General features: G+C 57.4%; 18 protein-coding genes and 1 pseudogene. 9 read left to right on the top strand and 10 right to left on the bottom strand.

What is annotated here, in order from left to right:
• Positions 1–9: 9 nt before the first annotated feature.
• From QU663_RS02500 to QU663_RS02485, 4 genes are all read right to left on the bottom strand, one after another.
• Positions 10–669 carry a DUF421 domain-containing protein gene (locus tag QU663_RS02500; RefSeq protein ID WP_021611464.1) on the bottom strand — a complete coding sequence of 220 codons (660 nt, stop codon included), beginning with the start codon at positions 667–669 and terminating at the stop codon, positions 10–12.
• 1 nt (position 670) lies between these two features.
• The gene (locus QU663_RS02495; protein WP_021611465.1) at positions 671–1,120 is read right to left on the bottom strand and encodes a DUF3290 domain-containing protein; all 450 of its coding nucleotides are present in this window, start codon (positions 1,118–1,120) and stop codon (positions 671–673) included.
• A 158-nt stretch (positions 1,121–1,278) separates the two neighbouring features.
• A complete protein-coding gene (locus QU663_RS02490) occupies positions 1,279–1,734 on the bottom strand; it encodes a hypothetical protein (protein ID WP_021611467.1) in 456 nt (151 codons plus the stop codon).
• A complete protein-coding gene (locus tag QU663_RS02485; protein WP_034480865.1) occupies positions 1,731–2,321 on the bottom strand; it encodes a TetR/AcrR family transcriptional regulator in 591 nt (196 codons plus the stop codon). Before QU663_RS02485 ends, QU663_RS02490 begins: the two co-directional genes overlap by 4 nt.
• A 261-nt stretch (positions 2,322–2,582) precedes the next feature.
• On the opposite strand from QU663_RS02485, the gene QU663_RS02480 reads away from it, so the two are divergent.
• Positions 2,583–3,431 carry an aldo/keto reductase gene (locus QU663_RS02480; protein WP_021611469.1) on the top strand — a complete coding sequence of 283 codons (849 nt, stop codon included), beginning with the start codon at positions 2,583–2,585 and terminating at the stop codon, positions 3,429–3,431.
• 472 nt (positions 3,432–3,903) lie between these two features.
• Here QU663_RS02480 and QU663_RS02475 read toward each other — a convergent pair whose 3' ends face one another.
• From QU663_RS02475 to QU663_RS02465, 3 genes are all read right to left on the bottom strand, one after another.
• On the bottom strand, positions 3,904–4,749 hold the full coding sequence (locus QU663_RS02475) for a nucleotidyl transferase AbiEii/AbiGii toxin family protein (protein ID WP_051267756.1): 846 nt from the start codon (positions 4,747–4,749) through the stop codon (positions 3,904–3,906).
• Positions 4,750–4,751: 2 nt separating this feature from the next.
• On the bottom strand, positions 4,752–5,351 hold the full coding sequence (locus QU663_RS02470; RefSeq protein WP_034480867.1) for a type IV toxin-antitoxin system AbiEi family antitoxin domain-containing protein: 600 nt from the start codon (positions 5,349–5,351) through the stop codon (positions 4,752–4,754).
• A 231-nt stretch (positions 5,352–5,582) separates the two neighbouring features.
• On the bottom strand, positions 5,583–5,858 hold the full coding sequence (locus QU663_RS02465) for a DUF2262 domain-containing protein (RefSeq protein ID WP_021611473.1): 276 nt from the start codon (positions 5,856–5,858) through the stop codon (positions 5,583–5,585).
• 543 nt (positions 5,859–6,401) lie between these two features.
• Here QU663_RS02465 and QU663_RS02460 point away from each other — a divergent pair.
• The 3 genes from QU663_RS02460 to QU663_RS02450 are packed head-to-tail and all read left to right on the top strand — an operon-like array spanning position 6,402 to position 8,360.
• Complete coding sequence (locus QU663_RS02460) at positions 6,402–7,145, top strand: hypothetical protein (RefSeq protein ID WP_304990660.1); 744 nt, start codon at positions 6,402–6,404, stop codon at positions 7,143–7,145.
• A gap of 37 nt (positions 7,146–7,182) precedes the next feature.
• On the top strand, positions 7,183–7,494 hold the full coding sequence (locus QU663_RS02455) for a transposase (protein ID WP_304990649.1): 312 nt from the start codon (positions 7,183–7,185) through the stop codon (positions 7,492–7,494).
• Positions 7,392–8,360, top strand: coding sequence for an IS3 family transposase (locus tag QU663_RS02450; RefSeq protein WP_304990699.1), 969 nt, complete (start codon positions 7,392–7,394; stop codon positions 8,358–8,360). Before QU663_RS02455 ends, QU663_RS02450 begins: the two co-directional genes overlap by 103 nt.
• A 220-nt stretch (positions 8,361–8,580) precedes the next feature.
• Here QU663_RS02450 and QU663_RS02445 read toward each other — a convergent pair whose 3' ends face one another.
• Positions 8,581–9,450: a DUF2262 domain-containing protein gene (locus tag QU663_RS02445; RefSeq protein WP_021611352.1), complete on the bottom strand. Its 870-nt coding sequence runs from the start codon at positions 9,448–9,450 to the stop codon at positions 8,581–8,583.
• Between the two features lie 321 nt (positions 9,451–9,771).
• Between QU663_RS02445 and QU663_RS02440 the strand changes: the two genes are divergently transcribed.
• The 4 genes and pseudogenes from QU663_RS02440 (at position 9,772) to QU663_RS02425 (ending at position 14,229) form a co-directional block, all read left to right on the top strand.
• The gene (locus QU663_RS02440) at positions 9,772–10,224 is read left to right on the top strand and encodes a transposase (protein ID WP_021611353.1); all 453 of its coding nucleotides are present in this window, start codon (positions 9,772–9,774) and stop codon (positions 10,222–10,224) included.
• Positions 10,119–10,904: an IS3 family transposase gene (locus QU663_RS02435; RefSeq protein WP_304990659.1), complete on the top strand. Its 786-nt coding sequence runs from the start codon at positions 10,119–10,121 to the stop codon at positions 10,902–10,904. The genes QU663_RS02440 and QU663_RS02435 overlap by 106 nt, the downstream gene beginning before the upstream one ends.
• A 117-nt stretch (positions 10,905–11,021) precedes the next feature.
• Positions 11,022–12,743 carry a DUF262 domain-containing protein gene (locus QU663_RS02430; RefSeq protein WP_021611355.1) on the top strand — a complete coding sequence of 574 codons (1,722 nt, stop codon included), beginning with the start codon at positions 11,022–11,024 and terminating at the stop codon, positions 12,741–12,743.
• A 173-nt stretch (positions 12,744–12,916) separates the two neighbouring features.
• Positions 12,917–14,229: pseudogene (locus QU663_RS02425) on the top strand (ISL3 family transposase).
• 208 nt (positions 14,230–14,437) lie between these two features.
• Here the strand turns inward: QU663_RS02425 and QU663_RS02420 are convergent.
• A complete protein-coding gene (locus QU663_RS02420) occupies positions 14,438–14,650 on the bottom strand; it encodes a type II toxin-antitoxin system Phd/YefM family antitoxin (RefSeq protein ID WP_003793591.1) in 213 nt (70 codons plus the stop codon).
• Positions 14,651–14,799: 149 nt separating this feature from the next.
• Here QU663_RS02420 and QU663_RS02415 point away from each other — a divergent pair, with 149 nt between their 5' ends.
• On the top strand, positions 14,800–15,069 hold the full coding sequence (locus QU663_RS02415; RefSeq protein WP_034480740.1) for a type II toxin-antitoxin system RelB/DinJ family antitoxin: 270 nt from the start codon (positions 14,800–14,802) through the stop codon (positions 15,067–15,069).
• 348 nt (positions 15,070–15,417) lie between these two features.
• Here QU663_RS02415 and QU663_RS02410 read toward each other — a convergent pair whose 3' ends face one another.
• A complete protein-coding gene (locus QU663_RS02410; protein ID WP_304990658.1) occupies positions 15,418–16,197 on the bottom strand; it encodes an alpha/beta fold hydrolase in 780 nt (259 codons plus the stop codon).
• Positions 16,198–16,391: the final 194 nt, after the last annotated feature.

Raw genomic sequence — 16,391 nt, 5'->3', positions numbered from 1 at the left:
TCCTCGAAGTTAGCTCTTCACACTCGTTGTCTTTGGGTAGGGGATGACCTCGAGGTGTCCAGAGACGAGCTCACCCAGGAACACCTGCTTGACCGACGAGTACCCCAACTTCTTGAGTTCCTCCTTGATCCAGGCTTTATCCTTGCCTGCAAGAAGGAGGCCATCAGGGACGAGCTGACCGTCGGTCACGAGCGGCAGAAGCGAGCGCTTCGAACCGTCACCTCGCACGCGAATCGTCAAAGACCCGTTGGTTTCCATGATCGCTGCGGCAACGTCACCCACGCTGGCAATCTTCTGCTCACGCAGGCTCCTACTCAGTCCCTCCGCGGTCATTCCCACCTTCGCGCAGCGCGCAATATCCACTTCACCATCACGAACGATCAGCTCGGGCTGACAGGCCGCAAGCTTCTTAAAGGTTTTGCTGGTATCGATGAGGATCTTCGTCGCGATAACAACGAGCGACCAGATCAAGATGATGACGAGAAACTGCAAGACGGAAATCGACGAGTTGTAGATGACGCCGCCGATGATGCCGCCCAACACATAGTTCTGCACCTGATTGAGAGGCGTATTCAGCGAGAAGTCGCGCTTTCCCAAGATGTTGATCTGGAGCAGCATCGTGAGGATACCGAGCGCGAACTTGATAGCCGTCAACGTGTAGAAGTCCATGTCAGTGCTCCCCGTTCACATAGATGCCATGGTCGATAATGTGCGTGCGCTCAAGAGTGAAGGAATTGTTGTCATTATTGAGATGGACGGTGTAGTCCTCCTCGTTGAAGCGCACAATCATGCCATCTTCCAGGGACGTCTTATTCACCATGACATCGCTCGCCTGGACACCGTGATCGACGGCAACCCCCTCGATGAAACCCACGAGGAGCTGGGCCTGGGACTGCTGGTCACTGAGCCTCAGGTACTGCTCGGTCTGGATCCCCAGGAGCACGAGCGAGAACACCAAGAGCCCAATACCCGCGTCACGCCAGCGGGTTTTCACCCGGTTACGCAGATACAGGGCACTAAAAGCGAGAGCCACAACGAGCAAGACGATGATCGCAGCTAGACGCCGTGTCGCGTCCAGACTCTGATGCGAGACGATGTAGTCGAGGGTATAGAAGTTCATGTGCTATCCATGGTGTGCAGGTCACTCAAACAGGGTCACACTAGCACTGCAGTCAACACGGACAGCGCAGCACTCACAGCGGACACACGAAGCAGCAGTACTGGGGGCACGACGGCCTCGTCGATTGACGAGGCCGTGGCCGGGAGAGCGTGAAACGCTCAGTCGGTCCCGTGAAACGCCCAGGCGCGGCCGCGCACGCCGCGCGCGATGTAGCTGGCGCCCGCGAGGGTCAGGGCGAGACCGAGGCCAGTGTAGAAGAAAGCGATGAACCAGTCAGGGAAGAGTCCTGCGGCGCGCATGCCAATGCCGAAGGACATCATGATTGCCATCATGAGGTAGCTCTTGCGGTCAAAGAAGCGCACGACGTGGTGGCGCTCCCCCTCCAGGTCGGCGATGCGCTGGGCGTTCTTCTTGACGAGCTTGCTGAACATGGGGTGGAACGCGCAGAAGATGGCGACCGCGCCACCCGCAAGCGCCAGGAAAATAATCGCCGCGACTCCGCGCATGTCGATGGCCGCGCGCACGCCGAGGATCGCGACGTTCAGGCCGGCGAGCAGCCAGACGACACCGGCGACGGCGATCAGGGGCTGCTTCTTGATGCGGAATCGACTCATTGTTTTGTTTCCTTTTCTTCTGCGGTGGTCTCATACAGGGCGGCATCGAGGAGGGCGAACAGCGTCTCACACTCGCCGCCCTCCATGAGCGAAGCGAAAATACTGCGCAGCACGTAGCGACACAGGGCATCGGCGCTCATGGGGCCGACGAGCTGGGAGCGATCCACGGCCTCGTCCGCATCGAGGACACTCCTGAGCCCACGTTCAATGTGGGCGAGCATGGGGGCGCGCACGGCCTCGAGGGCTTTCTGTTCGCCGCTGGGGAGGCGGCGCATTTCGGCGAACCAGTCGACGCTCATGCCGACGCGCGCGGCGCACAGAGCCTCGCGGAATCGCCTCACGTAGGAGGTGAAGCGCTCGCCGGGGCGCACCGCGCACAGCTCGTCGGAGAGGTTCTCGTCGAAGAAGCGGGTGAGCACGGCGGCCGTCAAGTCCGCCTTGGTCGGGAAGTAGCCGTAGACGGAGCCGACCGCGATGCCGCACGCGGCGGCAACCTTGCGCACCGAGAGCGCGGAGATGCCGTCGCGCGAGGCAATGGCGAAGGCCTGGCTGACCAGCTTCCCCGGGTCGATCACTTGTTTGGGCACGATTTCCTATCGTCTTACTACCTGCAACAATCCATAATGAACAGTGTTCAGTATAGGCCTGAGCAAGCCCTCGTCAATCGCAGAACCGAGGGATCACAGCGCTCCTGACGCCAACTCGTCACATGTCACACGCCTACACGCGACCGCCGTCAGGCATGCCTTCCCGGGATGACTATAGGCTGACAATCAGCAGCGTCCGCGCAGTTCGACTACCGCACTGCCGTTCCAGCGCACGCCTCTGACGAGAACGAAGGAGCTCACATGGACCACATCACCCTGAACAACGGCGTCACCATCCCCCAGGTCGGCCTCGGCACCTACCTGTTGGAGCCGGACGACGCGCAGTCGGCTGTCACCTACGCGCTCGACAACGGCTACACGCTCATCGACACGGCGAACGTCTACGTGAACGAGCGCGCCGTCGGTCGCGGCATGCGCGCATCCTCGAAGGCGCGCGAGGAGATTGTCCTCGAGACGAAACTCTGGCCGTCGTTCTTCGAACGCCCCACCGCCGTCGACGAGACGCTCGAGCGCCTGGGCACGGACTACATCGACCTGATGATCCTGCACCAGCCCGCCGGCGACACGGTCGCGGGATACCGCATCCTCGAGAAGGCACACAAGGAAGGCAAGATTCGCGCGATCGGCCTGTCGAACTTCGACGTGGCCCAGACGCAGCGCATCCTCGACGAGTGCGAGGTCGTCCCCACAATCAACCAGGTCGAGTGCCACCCCTACTTCCCGCAGACCGAACTCAAGGCGCTCCTCAAGGAGCACAACATCGCGCTGCAGGCGTGGTACCCACTGGGCGGACGCGGCAACGACTCGATCATGACCGAGTCCCTCGTCCAGGAACTCGCCGAGAAGCACGGCAAGTCCCCCGCCCAGGTACTGCTGCGTTGGCACATCCAGCAGGGACACGTCGTGATCCCGGGCTCGAAGACGCCGTCACACATCGCTCAGAACATCGACCTGTTCGACTTTGCGCTGACCGACGAGGACATGGCCCAGATCGATTCCCTCGACAAGGGGAAGCCGTTCTTCGAGCACAACGACGAGGTCTTGGCAGGCTTCCTCGCATACGTGCCCGACGTGGAGGGCCAGAAGTAGGTCCGTTCCCTAGGCCCCCACAGCGCGCCGCAGGATTTCACCGCCTGATTCCCTAGCGGACTAGACGCGCATAACGAGGCCTACCCTGCTTGGCGGGGTAGGCCTCGCGGCGCAAACAAGGGGGTCGTGTTGCTCATGAGCCTGTTTCTACCATCTGAAGTGAGAGCGAATCTCATCGGGAGGTTCGCGCAGACTCGATGGAATGCTTCGGCTATGACTAGCATCGCCGTGTGGACAACCTGTCTGATCCCCTACATGTGCCGCACGCTCATGGGCATCCCCATGATCAACCTGTCCGCCAACGCAGCTTTCAGCGTAGCCCTCATCGGGGTCGACGTGATCAGTCTGACCCTCTACCTGCGCGGGACGCACGCCGGGTGTAACCACCCGCGGCCGAGGCCTCTCACGAGACTGGCCTCCTCCTCACACTCAACTATGATGAATCCTTCATCCGGTTACCAGGAATGGCGAATCACGCAGACACCAAGTTGCCAAGCCGCACTGCGGCACTCACCACATCATCGAAGGAAATGTCAGATGCGTAAGGCGCCGATCTCACATAAGACTCCCATACTGCCAGCATATCATCGGAAAGCCGCACCTTCTCTAGTCGACTCCTATAATCGGCAACAAAAGCAGACGTTCCCCTTTTGCGCGCTGTTGCCTCGAGGGCACGCTTGACCTGGCCATATTCAATCTGATCACCACGAGTATTCAAGAATACGTAAATGTCATAGAAGTCCCTCCCACGTGTATTGGCAACACCTCTGCTGACGACCGTTTCAAACTTCTCAGCGAGAATCGTCGCCACAGGATAAGACATAAGCCTTATAGCGCGATCTTCGAACAACATCGGATACGGATACTCAACCTCCGCAGGAACGATAGAATCACCTGTTGTGATATCAACTTTAATTGGCGCATTCATTCTTCCATACCTGACCATAATATGAGCACGCCAATTTGGATATTCGTCATCCGTTCTGATTGACTCGACCCGCTCGAAGATGTATTCCATTCCGTCACTGACATCAACAGAGCAGATCTGCTCCATCGTTTGCTCAATAGAATCGCGATCAAGAGGCATACCAACAACAGTTGTATCCATATCCATCGTCGTGCGCAGAGAGACACCAATCATCGAAGAAATTAGCAGGCCACCTTTGAGAATGAACTTATCAACATACGACGTTTTCTCGAGACGAAGCAGCAAATGTTCAAATAGAAACATCTGCAGGACTTCTTGAGGGCGCAGCCCCTCTCTCTTCGCAATTGCTCGAATCTTTCCACGCAGACTCGCATCGTTACGAATCGCCACGATTACAACACCTCCAGATACACCTGCAACTCACGACGTACTCCAAGAGCTGAGCACATATCAGTCAACCCTTGCAGGTCCTTCTCACCCCTCCGAAAGTACCCTCCGATAGCATCTTGCATAAGCTGAGCATCGACAGTCCCAGCCTTCCTTTCTCGAATCAGGTCGGCGATTGCGCGCTCAGCACCATAACTCCTCACTGTGTTACCGGAAGGCGTTACAAGGCATGTTACGCCAAGTTCGTATAGGTCAGGCCGCACCCAATGAACCTGAATACCCGGAAATTCCTGAGCCATCTTCATAGAGTTATATCCCCGCGGCACTGTCACGGACTGTGCGACAGGCAGACGATCCGACAGTCCATTAAGATACAGGGCGCTGGCATGGGAGAAAATACTCTTTTTCCACCGGGCACTAATCACAAGAAAGTCATCGTCAAAGACATCTGGAGTGCAGTAAACTCCTCGTGTGAGCCGCTCAATGCGACCGCCCTCACTAGCATGCGCAATGAGTCCAGCCGAGAATCCTGCAGATTTCAGCTGAGAAGAAGAAGCAACACCACCCACGAGCGCGACGAAGTCGACGAGCTCATCCACCCTCACGGAGACCACCCCTTCGCAGACGTTTACACATCACATTATCACGATTGATGTATATACGTCTACTTTGACTCGAGCCCACTCTCCTCATCAGAGAACAGCCTCTGCCCGGTCCAACGAAACGAGAACAAGGCCGAGACTTACAAACACGGGAACTGATGCGTCGGCACCGACCAGAGAAGGTTCGGCGCATACGCACCCACGAATCATCACCTCACCTCCAGCAGCCAGTACTCACCCCTCCATGTTCGCCGCGGTCACCCCGTCCGTCAGAGTTCCGTACGCAGTGACGCAGTGCCCGAAGAACATGTCGTCGTCGTCGAAGTAGGCGGAGAATGAACCGTCGGCGTCCATCGCGATGGTGCGCAGCTCGATCCGGCGAGCGAAGCTCTTTTCCGTAATCTCGGGGACCTCCTCATCGGCGGACTCACGCCATTCGCACGCGAGGTCGGTGAGCTCCCGCGCGCCCCTGGGACAAATCAGCAATCGCGCGGCGGCGATGAACCTCATCGCGGTCCAGGAGCCGCTTCTTGGGGCGGCGCGTGGCCGCCTGCGCCGCTCTCCCGGCGTCCTGGCCTGGTACACGCCGCCAGGACCCCGGTGGCGGGCGATCTCACGGCACACCACCGAGGGACTACGCCCAATCAAGTGGGCGATACATGTCTGGGACAAACCCGCATTTACCCCCGCCATAATCGCCGCACGATCCTCGACTCCAAGCATCCGACGACACCCCATGATCAGCCTCCAAACAGCATCACCACTACACGAAAATTGCTTACACCCTATGACACTGCCCACATATAAATGCGTTCGCGGCCAGGACTCTCACACGCCTAACCATCCGCTTCGCCCATATCGACATGACCACCCGACAACCGCTGTCGCCACGCCCAAGCGCAAACGAGACACTAAGAGCATTCACTCCCCAACGGAAACGAGGACATTCGCAGGAGAAGCACTGCTATATTCGTTTCCAGTCAACGACGATCGACGAGGGGGCTCCACGTGTCCAAAATACTCAGGGTCGCTCTGCCCATCGCGTTCATCGTCGTGTTCTACGCGGGCGAACCCGCGGGGACCCTGTTCGGCTGTCGGGCCTTCAACGTGATTCCTCCGCTGATGTGGCTCCTCCTGCTGGTCACCCTCGGCGCCGCGAATGCGGCCATCGCGTTCGGGCTTGTACGCACGGAGCGCACGCGCGACCTCGCCTTGTGGGGCCTCGTCCTCAAGGTATGCTTTCTGCCAGTATTCCTGGTGAGCCTCGTTGTCTTTGCGCTTATTGGTAGCCAGTTCTCCCTCCGCCCTGAGGCATTACCGCTGGAGTTTGCCCTGCTCACCCCCTATGCCGTCCTGTCATACGCGCTCATGATCGTCACTTCGTGCTACGGGTTCGCGGCGATTATCCGCGCGCGCGACGAGCAGGTGATCTCCCCTGAAACGGCAAAGAATTACAAGCGTTGGCACACCATTCCCATCGCCGACTTGGTCGCCTCGATCAGGCTCTACATGCTCCTGCGTCGACTCGATGGTGCCGTTCCGACCAACGCGCAGGACACCAACCAACCCTCACGCACACTCAACGTTGCTCAACCAGTTCCCCTCATTAACAACACCGTCACCACGAGGGCCCCCAGAGCCTCACGAATCCCCTGGCCCACAGTTGTGTCCCTCGCGGCCTCATTCTGTTTTGTCGCGACGGCCTATGCGGGCGGGCCTTTTACCATGGCGTTCCCCTCCCCCTTCCCGATGCTCCGAATCGATGGGGTTAGGCTTGTGTTGTTGACACTTCGTTAAGCGGGTGTGTGTGCCTGCGGAGAGTGAGGTGCCTGTTATGGGAACTCGTCGTCGTTTTACGCCGGAGTATCGTCGTGATGTCGCGTCTCTGGTGTTGGATACGGGGTCTTCGATCGCGTCTGTGGCCCGGGATTTAGGGCTGGGTGAATCGGTGGTGGGCCGGTGGGTCAAACTCGAGCGCGAGCGGCGTCAAGCCGTGCGTGAGGGTCGTCCAGATCCACGCGAGCTGGAAGCTGAGATCACGGCATTGCGCCGGAGGGTGCGCGAGCTGGAGAAGGAGAACGAGTTCTTGGGAAAAGCCAGCGCCTTCTTCGCGTCTCGGCACCAAAACACCAGCGCTTTGAACTGATGGACGCGCAGAAGGCTTCCTACTCGATTACCTTGATGGCCAGCGTTCTAGGGGTCACGCGCGCGGGCTATTACGCGTGGAAAAACCGTGCACCCCAGCGGGGCAAGCGCGCATCGGCGCGTCGGCGTTTGGATGAGGCGGTGGCCTGGGAACACGAGGTGTCGGGCGGCACGTATGGGGCTCCTCGCATCCGCCATGCTCTGACGCGCGCGGGCGTGGATGTGGGTGTGCGTGCGGTCGCCGCGTCGATGCGCCGCCAGGGCCTGACAGGCCTGAACACGCACCCACGCCCGGCCAAGCGCGGCGGGCGCGGACCTGTGGCCCATGAGGATCACTGCGCCCGCCAGTGGGACCAAGGCGCTCTTGATCGCGTATGGATCACGGACTTTACCTACCTGCGCTGCGCCCAAGGCTGGGTCTACCTGTGCGCCGTGCGCGATGCGCACTCGCGTAGAGTGCTCGGATACGCCATGGGTGAGCAGCAAAGCACCGACCTGGTCATCACCGCGCTCGACATGGCCGCCACCACCCGTGGCGGCTTCCCCACTGGGGTCGTGCTCCACGCTGATCGGGGAACACAGTTCACCTCCGAGAAGCTGGCCGCCTACATGCGCGCCGTGAAAGGAAGAGTGTCGATGGGGCGGGCCGGAGTGTGCTGGGATAACGCCATGGCCGAATCCTTTTGGGCCACCCTCAAAACCGAGTACTACTACCGGCGTACCTTCACCACCCGCGACCAGGTCTACACCGGGGTCGCCACCTGGATCGAAGACTTCTACAACCGCCGCCGCATCCACACCAGCCTGGGCGGCAAATCCCCCATCGAATACGAACTACACCAAGCGGCCTGGACAAAAGCCGCATAAACAAACCGTCAACAACTTGCGCACAACCCCAGATCGTCACCTCGTCCCACGGGTTCGCGGCGATCGTCCGCGCGCGCGACGAGCAACTGATCTCCCCTGAAACGGCGAAGAAGTACAAGCAAGGGCATGCCATTCTGATCGCGGACCTGGTTTCCTCGATCAGGCTCTACATGCTCCTGCGTCGAGTGGACAGCACCGTTCCGACCAACGCGTAGGACGCCTATCCCTCCATGTTCGCCGCGGTCACCCCGTCCGTCAGAGTTCCGTACGCGGTGACACAGTGCCCGAAGAACATGTCATCATCGTCGAAATAGGCTGAAAATGAACCGTCGGCGTCCATCGCGATGCTGCGCAGCTCGATCCGCCGAGCAAAGCTCTCTTCCGTAATCTCGGGGACCTCCTCGTCAGCGGACTCACGCCATTCGCACGCGAGTTCGGTGAGCTCACGTGCGGCGCTCGCGCGCATGTCGCGATCCCAGCGATCCTGCTCCGCCAGCATCACCGTCATCGCCCGCCTGGCATCGGCCCAGGTGTCCTCGTCCGCCGCATCAACCTCGAGCGACACGCAGATCTGCTCGCCGCGCCACAGGACCTCCCCTTCGAACATGTCGAGGTCCTTGTCGAGGGTGAGTTCTCCGAGTACCTCGTCGGTCACCACGACCGGCCTGCGATAGTCGGCCAGCACCTCTTCCAAGGCGGGGCACGAGGCATTTTCTTCCAGGACCTCGACGATCAGGAACTGGTTGCGCCAGGAGGCGGTCACGCCCTCGGGGACCTCGTGCGGAATCTTCTTGCGCGCCTTGAGGCGGTATACCGCTTCCCGACGGAAGTGCTCGAGGATTCCTCCGGCATCATGTTCCTCGTCGCTGACGGGATAGACAATCCGGCCGTCACCTGTGTGCAGTGCGCCGGTCTGGCAGTCCACATACGCAATGAAGTAGTGCGAGACGTCCCAGAATCCGTTCCTCTTGCCGGCACCTGCACCACCAGCGAGCAGAACAAGAATTTCCCGAGCATCCTTCTCGAAGGTACATTCCCATTCCTCCTGCGTGATAGTGTCCTGCGAGCGCATGTATTCGAGCAGATCCACGTGTCATCCTCCTTGATCCAGGGCTGCCGCTTCGCTACGACAAACCCTACTCCACACGAGGCTTCACTTCCGACGCGGGGACGAACGAACCCCGTCCTCCTCCCACGAATCGGGGACGAGGCCGGGGCATCAGTCTGCGCGCTCAGCTCAGTATTAGCGTCACTCCCACTCGATAGTTAAGAACCCGAGAATTCGTCCGTCTCATTACACCTCGTGTCACTACGTCCGCCTGGTATCACTGGAGGGGCTGAGTTTTTCGGACCATTTGTTTTGAGAGGGCTATCCTAAGTAGTCCTGGCCGCCTTAGGGCGGGCAGAACAGATGATCATGAGGAAGTTCTCGAAGCATGCGCCTGAGCAGATTGTCGTGAAGCTGGAGAAGGTCGAGGCGCTGGGAGGTGAGGGCATGAGTGCGGCCCAGGCCTGCCGCGTGCTGGGTATCGGCGAGGCGACGTTGTGTCGGTGGCGTCAGCGTTATGGGTCGATGAGTCGTAGTGAGGCCAAGGAACTGCGTGAGTTGCGCGAGCAAAACGCGCGCCTCAAACAGTTGTTGGGCCAAGCCGAGCTGGAGAAGGCAGCGTTGCGAGAGTTGGCGAGGGACACTTCTAGGCCCGGCGCGCCGGCACGAGGCTGTCAGCTACCTGGTTGGTCAGGGGTTTTCTCAGCGCCTTGCACGGGCGCGTTGCCGGGCTGTCCCGGTCAGCGTATTGCCGCACCCGCGCGGCGGGCGGGGCGAAAACGCTGCGTGATCATGGGCCTGTGCGCCAGTGGATGAACGATTTTGCCGCCACGCATCGACGCTGGGGCTATAAACGCGCCTGGGCGCGGGCCAAGAGCGAGGGCATTGTCATAGGGCGTGATACGTTCCGGCGCTTGTGGCGCACCGAGGGGCTTCGCGTGCGAGCGCGCAAAGCCCACAAGCCCCGCACTGCGCCGCGCCTACAGCGCCTGGTTGAGGCTAGCGCTCCTGGGCAGGTGTGGGCCATTGATTTCCAGTTTGATTCGGATTGGAAGGGGCGTGTCTTCAAGGTCTGTAACGTCATTGATGAGTTCACGCGCCAGCACCTGGCTTTCCGCGTCGAGCGGCGCATGGGAGCCGCCGACGTGATCGAAATGCTTGACCTGGCTGTCCTGGCACATGGGGCACCCCAGGTGCTAAGGGCCGATAACGGGCCTGAATTCATCGCCGGAGCCTTGGGGCGCTGGGCCAGCGAGCATGACACGCTCCAAGCGTTCATCCCACCGGGCCAACCCTGGCATAACGGATTCGTGGAGTCCTTACACAACCGCATGCGCGACGAACTCCTCGAGGACAACATGTTCGAGGATCTCAACCACGCGCGCGCCCTGATTGGCGCCTGGTCCCAGCGCTACAATGAAGAACACCCCCACAGCGCGCTAGGCTGGCTCTCACCCAACCAATACGCACGCCAATGGGCACAACACCACCAATAACAACCAACAACCCTCAAAACACCCGGTCCACAAAACCAGACCAAGCCAACGTCCGCACTACGTCCCACACGGCAAGCGTGTAGCGAAGTCTTATACGTTTCGGAAAGGAATCAGCAGATGGAAGCCGGCAAAGCCCTGATAAACGCAGTTTTCAATAGCTCGAGACTCCTCGAGATCCCGTTCTATCAACGTGCATACGTCTGGGGAGAAGAGCAGTGGGAGCGTTTCTTGAACGATATGGAGTATGTTTCGGCCACCAACCGCCCGTACTTCCTCGGCTCGATCATCCTCAAGCAAAGCGCATCGGGCAACACCTGGGACGAGATATCCGACACCCGCACAATTATCGACGGACAGCAACGCCTCACTACGACCATCCTTTTCTTCAAGGCTATGTGTATGAAGACAGGAAAGAACGACCTCTTCCAAAGGGACTTCGTACTCGAAACGGGAGACGTCGCACTTTTGCACGGCAAGCACGACCATGCCGCATTCGAAAAAGTCGCAGCACAAACAGATGCTGAGCCCATCGACAACGAGGAGTCGCGCATAATCAAGGGATACAACTACTTCCTAAAGAACATCGATATCGCAAAAGTGAACAGAAATGTAATCAAGCAGAACGTACAGTTCGTCTGTATCGACTTGACCGAAGATGAGGACGAACAGCAGATATTCGATACGATCAACTCGCTGGGCGTGCGCCTTACAACTGCAGAGCTCCTCAAGAACCACTTCTTCAACAGGGAGAACATTGACGAGTACAAGACACACTGGGAGCAGGTGTTCGAATCCTCTAACGAGCAGCGCGACTATTGGGACCAGGAGATAGTAACGGGCCGTATAAAGAGGTCGCTCATCGATCTGTTCTTTGACGCCTTCCTGCAGATCACCGTTCAGGACAAGGAATTCGCAGTATCAAGCGAAGACAAGATCGCCTACTCGCGCACCGGCAACCTGTTCCAATCGTACAAGGATTTCATCACCAGGTACTGTAATGGCAATAAGAAGCTGATTCTTCAACGAATGAAGCCATATGCAGAGCTATTTGAGGAAACGTTCAGGCCGGAAGCTTGCGGTGAGACTATGCCTGCAATGCCAGGAATGGAGCGCATCAACGTCCTCATCTTCGGCTTGAAGAACTCCACCCTGATCCCCTATGTCCTCTACTTGCGGAAGAACGTCCGCTCATCCATCGAGAAGACAGAGATACTACGGACCCTTGAGAGCTACATTATGCGAAGGATGGTCGTCCGCGCAACGACGAAGAACTACAATAGACTCTTCAACTCGCTGATATTGAACGAAGTTCTGACTGAAAAAGAGCTTGTCGATTCTCTGGTGGCGAACTCCGAGGCGACGACCTACATACCAGATAACGAGGAGGTCAAGAGAGGTTTCACTGAATCAAAGCTGACAAATCTACAGACCAAGGGAATCCTCTACTTTATCGAGAGCGCTATTCGTCCGAGTGCTAGCAGCACGCACCATCTTGGCTTTAACCAATACAGCCTTGAGCATATGATGCCGAAGAAATGGCGCAACCACTGGGAATTGCTCGATGGTGAAGCGGCTCGTAACCGCGACAGGGCACTTCTCACGTTGGGCAACCTAGCTATTATTACAAGCTCACTAAACTCCTCAATTCGAGATGCCGATTGGAATACCAAAAAGTGGGGTAAGGGGAGCAAGGACGGCCTCAAAGCCTGTTCGGAAGGAATCGCGACGATGGGCGGCGCAACCGACAAGGACCTCTGGGACGAATCTGCTATCACTGAGCGTGGGATATGGCTGGCAGGCAAGGCCATCTCCGTCTGGCAATACGCAACGGTGGACTAATAAGGAGTCCCATGCTCACGAAAATCGAAATGGGCGGATTCGTGAAACTTTTTAGGCTCTTCGTATTTGAGGGTGTAGGGGTGTTGGGTGGGGTTGGGCGTGTCGTGGCCGGGTAGGGGTCGAGGTCTTTCGATGATGGAGATTCCTACACCGTCCATCTGAAAGACCTCGACATGTCCAATACTATCTTTGATCGCCCTGATCTGAGCGCGTTCACGCGCCTGGATGACCTGGGCCTGGAAGTGACGGGACAGCGCATTTGGCCAGACCGTGCAGTGTTGGCGTGCCGCATTGTTGGTGAGGATCGGTGGTGTCGACGCTGCGGGTGCCAGGGCGTGGCTCGTGACACGGTGGTCAGGCGCTTGGCGCACGAGCCTTACGGGTGGCGTCCCACGATTGTGCACGTGAGCGTGCGCCGCTACCGGTGCAAGAAGTGTGCTCACGTGTGGCGTCAGGATATGAGTCAAGCGGCCGATCCGCGCGCCAAGCTCTCACGGGCGGCGGTGCGCTGGGCGCTCACGGGGCTGGTCGTCCACCATCTGACGGTGGCGCGCATCTCCCAGGCTCTGGCTGTGTCCTGGAAGAGCCGCTAACACTGCTGTCCTGGCCGAAGGAGAGCGCTCACTGATCAACGACCCGACCCGGTTCGAAGGCGTGCGCGTCATTGGCGTGGATGAACACGTGTGGCGCCACACCCCATACGGCAACAAATACGTCACCGTCATCTTGGACTTGACGCCCATCCGAGATCGCAGTGGCCCCTCCCGACTCTTGGACATGATCCCGGGCCGCTCCAAAAAGGTCTTCAAAACCTGGCTGGCCTCCCAGCCCGATACGTGGCGCGAGCGCATCGAGATCGTCGCAATGGATGGATTCACCGGGTTCAAGAGCGCTGCCGCCGAAGAGCTCCCCGGCGCAAGGGCGGTCATGGACCCCTTCCACGTCGTGCACCTGGCCGGCAATGCCTTGGATGAGTGCCGAAGGCGCACCGGGCAAGAACTCCACCACCGGCACGGGCGCTCCACGGACCCCCTCTACAAGGCCCGCAGGATGCTTGCACACCAGATCCTGTCTACTCACCCTTGGCCAGCAGTACCAGATACTCGACCTGTTTTCCAGCGACGAGCACGTCGCCCTCGAGGTCACCTGGAGCGCCTACCAGAACATCATTGATGCCTACCGCGCGCCCGACACGGACGTGGGTAAGGCCCTGATGGAAGCCGAAATCAACACCCTGACCTCCACGCGCGTACCGAGGAGCCTGACCGAGCTCACCACGCTGGGCAGGACACTCAAACGCCGAGCCACAGACATCCTGGCCTACTTCGACCACCCCCACACCAGCAACGGCCCCACCGAAGCCATCAACGGCCGCCTCGAACACCTACGCGGCTCCGCCCTCGGATTCCGAAACCTCACCCACTACATCACCCGAGCACTCCTCGAAACCGGAGGATTCAAACCCCAACTACACCCCCAATTATGAAGAGCCGACAAACCCTACTCCACGGAATACTTCGCCACTGAATCACCAACACAAAACCCGAAGGCGATTACCCCACGTTGATCCTCACCCAGTCCACGAGTTCCTCATAACTCATAGACCCATCAGCTACCCCGAGCATGGCTGAAAGGAACTCCGCATGGTCAGGCGTAAAACCGACACCACACATCCTGAGAAAACGCGACAGCATTCACTTCGCGAGCTCTTCAAACACGTCCGCGTAGGCATCCATGAAGTCAACAGCGACATCGACAGCGCTCTCAGACTGCTGCGCCGGTTGAATGACCACCCACGGCCTGTTGTTCTTGAGGATCGTGACAGGCTTCCCCGTCCTGTTCACCTCTGCTGTCACCCGCGAAAAGTTATTCTTCGCCTCGGCAAGTCCCATAGTTAGTGTCGACATGCTACTCCTATCACCCTTAGCCATAATTATGGCCAGAGTCTGGCCTCAGATCAAAAGGGAAACTGGCTACTACTAGTCCATACTGCCCCACAATGGCCCCATCCCAGCACCAGTCAGGGACTATGATGCAGGCAATGAAAGGAGCGACTATGCCAACGATGACCCGCACTGCCGAGGTGAAGACTCGCACGACCGCGCAGATCAAGGCCGACGCAGCAGCTGTCTACGCACGCTGGGGAATTAGCCTCTCGGACGCGATCAATATCTTCCTCGCCAAGTCAATTGAAGTCGGCGGCCTCCCCTTCGACATGCGCCCCGAGACTCCCACATTTGACGGACTCGAGCGCTGCGCCTATCGCCCCAGCTTGGATACGAATGGAGTCGCGCGGCTCCCAGGAGATTGGGATGACGGCGAGTGAGGCAGCTCCCACTCCATGGGAGATCTGACACGCACGCTTTAACTTCGATGACCATGGCTGCAAGTTTCACCCGGTCCTCGTTCTCGCCCGCACACAGGACGGGCTTCTCGGCCCGATACGCCCCATCAGGGCCCGCATGGCGGGCGATCTCACCGCACACCACCGAGGGGCTACGCCCAATCAGGTGGGCGATACGCACCTGGGACAAACCCGCATTTACCCCCGCCATAATCGCCGCACGATCGTCGACTCCAAGCACCCGGCGACACCCCATGATCAGCCTCCAAACAGCATCACCGCTACACGAAAATTGCTTACACCCTATGACACTACCAGCTTTAGGTTTTATTAATAAATATTGTTTTCCAAAAATGGATTAACCAGAGCCATCCACTCAAAAGGTAGATAAGCTGATAGATACCCATGATTATAACCTTTAGCTTCATATAGTGTACAATTGGGATGCATTTCCTTAAATAGCTTAGCTGAGTCCTTAACGCAACTCATTTCTTTTTCGCCATAAATATATAAAACCTGCGCTTTACTTTCTGTAATAGCGTTTTTAAGTGCATATCTTCCCATATATGTTTGGTACATAGTAACTAATGTTTTAATGGGAATCCTTGGCATATCCTCCATATAGTAATTTTCTATTTCTTCTGGATAAGCCATATTGGGATACATTTTTTTCATTAAACTCAACTGGATTTTGCATGCCACTTTGCTAAACATAAGTTTTCCAAATAACTTTACAATAACTATGCTAATTCTCGCTAGTTTGCGTTGAGGAATACAAATACTCCCATCTATTATTGCTTTTTGAGCTACATCACTATCTAACGACAATAACTCAATTGCAATTTGACCACCCAGCGAAACACCACCCACAGCAAACAATTTCCCATCACAATTATTCTTTACATAATCCATAATTTGCAGTGCAGAATCTTCAGTTGAAATGTAATCTTTTTGATATTCTTCTCCATGACCATTAAGTGTTGGCAAAATTACATGGTATTTATCGGATAACATTTGAGCCTGCCGAAGATAATTCCACCAGGAACTACCTCCGCCATGTATCAATAACATATGTGGAAAATTTTTATCACCAAATTCATGAAATATCATATTCACCACCTACACAACTTCAAATTTCTTACCCACTATTTCGACAAAAGCCTCCCACCTAAATAATGGGAGGCTTTCTAAGCAATTTGTCTACCTTATTGCCATTTCAATAAGTATCGTTCGCAAAACTCGCTCAATTCAACAACTCCCTTTCAGACCTACTTTTCTTACTTTTAGTATCAAAATACTATCAC

The sequence above is a fragment of the Schaalia sp. HMT-172 genome, from assembly GCF_030644365.1.
In the GTDB taxonomy this organism is placed as follows: Bacteria; Actinomycetota; Actinomycetes; order Actinomycetales; family Actinomycetaceae; genus Pauljensenia.
The sequence above is the reverse complement of the archived record's forward strand: the minus strand, read 5'-3'. Positions and strand labels throughout refer to the sequence as shown.